This window comes from Deltaproteobacteria bacterium (genome assembly GCA_026712905.1).
GTDB lineage: Bacteria > Desulfobacterota > Binatia > UBA9968 > JAJDTQ01 > JAJDTQ01.
On sequence record JAPOPM010000235.1, the window covers coordinates 1 to 2,548 of the forward strand.

Annotated in this window: 5 protein-coding genes; 3 read left to right on the top strand and 2 right to left on the bottom strand. The window is 66.5% G+C overall.

Annotated elements, in window-relative coordinates:
• The 3 genes from OXF11_19955 to OXF11_19965 all read left to right on the top strand — a co-directional run.
• The coding region (locus tag OXF11_19955; protein ID MCY4489375.1) for a DUF839 domain-containing protein at positions 1–646 on the top strand (646 nt) is incomplete at its 5' end.
• Positions 647–963: 317 nt separating this feature from the next.
• Entirely contained in the window at positions 964–1,539 is a 576-nt protein-coding gene (locus tag OXF11_19960; GenBank protein ID MCY4489376.1) for a tyrosine-type recombinase/integrase, read from the top strand.
• 146 nt (positions 1,540–1,685) lie between these two features.
• Positions 1,686–1,991 (top strand): hypothetical protein, encoded by a 306-nt coding sequence (locus tag OXF11_19965; protein MCY4489377.1) that lies wholly within the window; start codon positions 1,686–1,688, stop codon positions 1,989–1,991.
• A gap of 131 nt (positions 1,992–2,122) precedes the next feature.
• Here the strand turns inward: OXF11_19965 and OXF11_19970 are convergent, their stop codons facing one another.
• Both OXF11_19970 and OXF11_19975 read right to left on the bottom strand, forming a co-directional pair.
• Positions 2,123–2,263, bottom strand: a complete 141-nt coding sequence (locus OXF11_19970; protein ID MCY4489378.1) for a hypothetical protein — start codon at positions 2,261–2,263, stop codon at positions 2,123–2,125.
• Between the two features lie 80 nt (positions 2,264–2,343).
• Positions 2,344–2,548, bottom strand: a 205-nt coding sequence (locus OXF11_19975; GenBank protein MCY4489379.1) for a helix-turn-helix domain-containing protein, incomplete at its 5' end; no start/stop codon positions are given.

The window sequence follows — 2,548 nt, forward strand, 5'->3', positions numbered from 1 at the left end:
ATCCGCGGTGAAGGCCACCACCATGGACCGTCCCGAATGGGTGGCGGCGAATCCGCGAAAGGCGGAGGTCTACTGCGCGCTTACCAACAACAAGAACCGCGGCAAGAAACCCAACGCCGGCGGCGACCCGACTCCCGTGGGAGGGCCCAATCCCCGAGCCGGCAATCTGTACGGCCAGATTGTGCGCTGGCGGCCGGACGGCGGCAACCACCTGGCCACGGGGTTCACCTGGGATCTGTATGTGGTGGCCGGAAACCCCGCGGTTTACGACGACGCCAACGCCGGCTCGAGGAATGTCGACAAGGACAACATGTTCAACTCCCCCGACGGCATCGCCTTCGACCGCAACGGCATGCTGTGGATCCAGACCGACGGCGACTACTCCAACGCCAAGGGGTTCGCGGGCCAGGGGAACAACCAGATGCTCGTGGGCGACCCGGTGACAGGGGAAATCCGCCGCTTCCTGGTGGGTCCCAGGCAGTGCGAGGTCACCGGCATTGCCTGGAGCGCCGACGGCAGGACCCTGTTCATGGGCATCCAGCATCCCGGTGAGAAGGGCGACAGCCACTTCCCCGACGGCGGCGACACCGTGCCGCGCTCGGCCGCGATCGCGGTGACCCGCGACGACGGCGGCCTCATCGGCTGAACGTCGCTTCCTTCCCCATGCGACGGGAGGGACGCTTCGGCGTCCTCCTGTTTGAAAGCCCTTAAGGAGTGATTGCCAAAGGCATCCAGTTTACGATTCTGCGCCGTGGAACGACACGGATGCGCCGGGTGATGAGTGATGAGTCCCGGCATCGGTGTTGCAACAGTGTTGAATCGACGAGTTGGGACCGGATCTCCAGGCTAGTCACCCACCCGTTTAGGATCAGTATTTACGTCGTCATATCAATAGGTTATAGACTTCTGGCCAGCTCGCGCGGTCACGGTAGGAAAGCGTCAATCGAGGAAATCCACGCCGAGGTGCTGCCCCGCTGGCGCGCAGGGATGGAGGCGGCAGGGCTCCCGCCCGCGCACCGCGACATCTTCGCCATTGGAGCCTATACGGGAATGCGCCTGGGCGAGGTGGTCTCGCTCCGTTGGGAGCGCATCGACCTGGGCCGCGCCATCCTGCGGGTCGAGGAGACCAAGACCGGCGAGCCCCTGGAGCTTCCGCTGACCCGTCAACTCGCCGCCGTGTTCGAGCGCCGCCGGGCCGAGGCGGGGGGCAGGGACGAAGGCTGGGTGTTCCCCTCATCCTTGAGCGTCACCGGCCATCTCAAGAACCTTCACCGCTACCATGCCGGCATCGGCAAGGCCGCGGGCACGCGCTTCTGGTTCCACGGGCTGCGCAACGTCTTCATCACCGTTGCCGAGCGGGATCTCATGCTGCCGCGTCCGTTGACCAATCGGCTGGTGAACCACGCCAGCGACGACGACATCACCTCAGGCTACGCCGCCGACTGGACCGTCGAGCAGCTCCGTGAGCCCGCTCAGCGAGTGGCCGACCGCATCGAGGCCCTGTTAGGGCCGTACGTGCCGGGGGCAACACCCGACTGAAAGGTGAGGTCCGGCAGCAATGTGCCCGCGCCTTAGGCGAAACCGATTTAGGCGGGTCCGTCCACCCAGTTCGCCGGTGTGTTCATAACTTCGAGGATCACGGGCCAAGTGAGAGTTGTAACCTCTTGGATCGCAGGCCGTACTTCGTGGATCGCGAGCCAGTGCTCCTGCGGAACATGGACGACCTGACCCGGGTCATCCGGACCAGCGAGATCCCATCTAACGAAGACCCGACGGCCCATTTCGCCAAGGTCAGGGTGCTCTTGCGGGGGAACAAACGGGTTCCACTCATGGTCTTCGATCGCGGTGTGGGCTACCGCGTGAGCCGCGACGGTCCCGCCTTCCACGGGTTTGGCAACCAGGTGCGGTATTGCAGGCCGGACCTCGACGCCTGGGCGGCGAAGCGGCGCGCGACCACGACCGCGGAGGCGGACCGGCTGAGGGCGGCATGACGTCGAGCCGGTCGAGGAGACCTGGATCGAAGCCGGTGTCGTGCCGCCGCGCTCCGAGTGGGCATTCCACTGCGTGAAGGTATGGCCGGCGGCGTCTTCGGCTCGGGCTCGGCAGCGCCCACGAGGTGGATCTAGACCCGCGGGCGGGGGATCGTGGCGGCGGTCCTGTCGTTGAGCGTGCCTCTGACTCGCTGGTTGGCCGCATCGTAGCGCAGGATGAGGCGGGCGCCGTTGCGCGCCATGTTCCAGGTCTCGGCCGGGTCAAGGCGCATGGAGGATTCCCCGCCGCCGCCCTCGCTGGTTTCCCGCCTCTTGCCGCGCGCGCGGCCGGTCCCTGATTGCCGGCCGGCCCTCAGCCGTCGTCGGGCCTTGCCATGCGGTAACCGACGCCGCGCAGGTTGAAGATCCAGGTCGGGTTCTGGGCGTCCTCGCCGAGCTTGGCGCGGAGCTTCTTGACCATGTTGCGCACCAGGTCGACGTTGCCCGCCTGCGCGCTCCACACCTGGCGCAGCAGGGCATCGAAGGTTACCGCCCGCCCCGCGTTGAGGGAGAGCACG

What these genes read in the sequence shown, in the direction of transcription:
- OXF11_19970 (MCY4489378.1), bottom strand. Translation starts at nt 2,263, where the DNA reads ATGCGCCTTGACCCGGCCGAGACCTGGAACATGGCGCGCAACGGCGCC.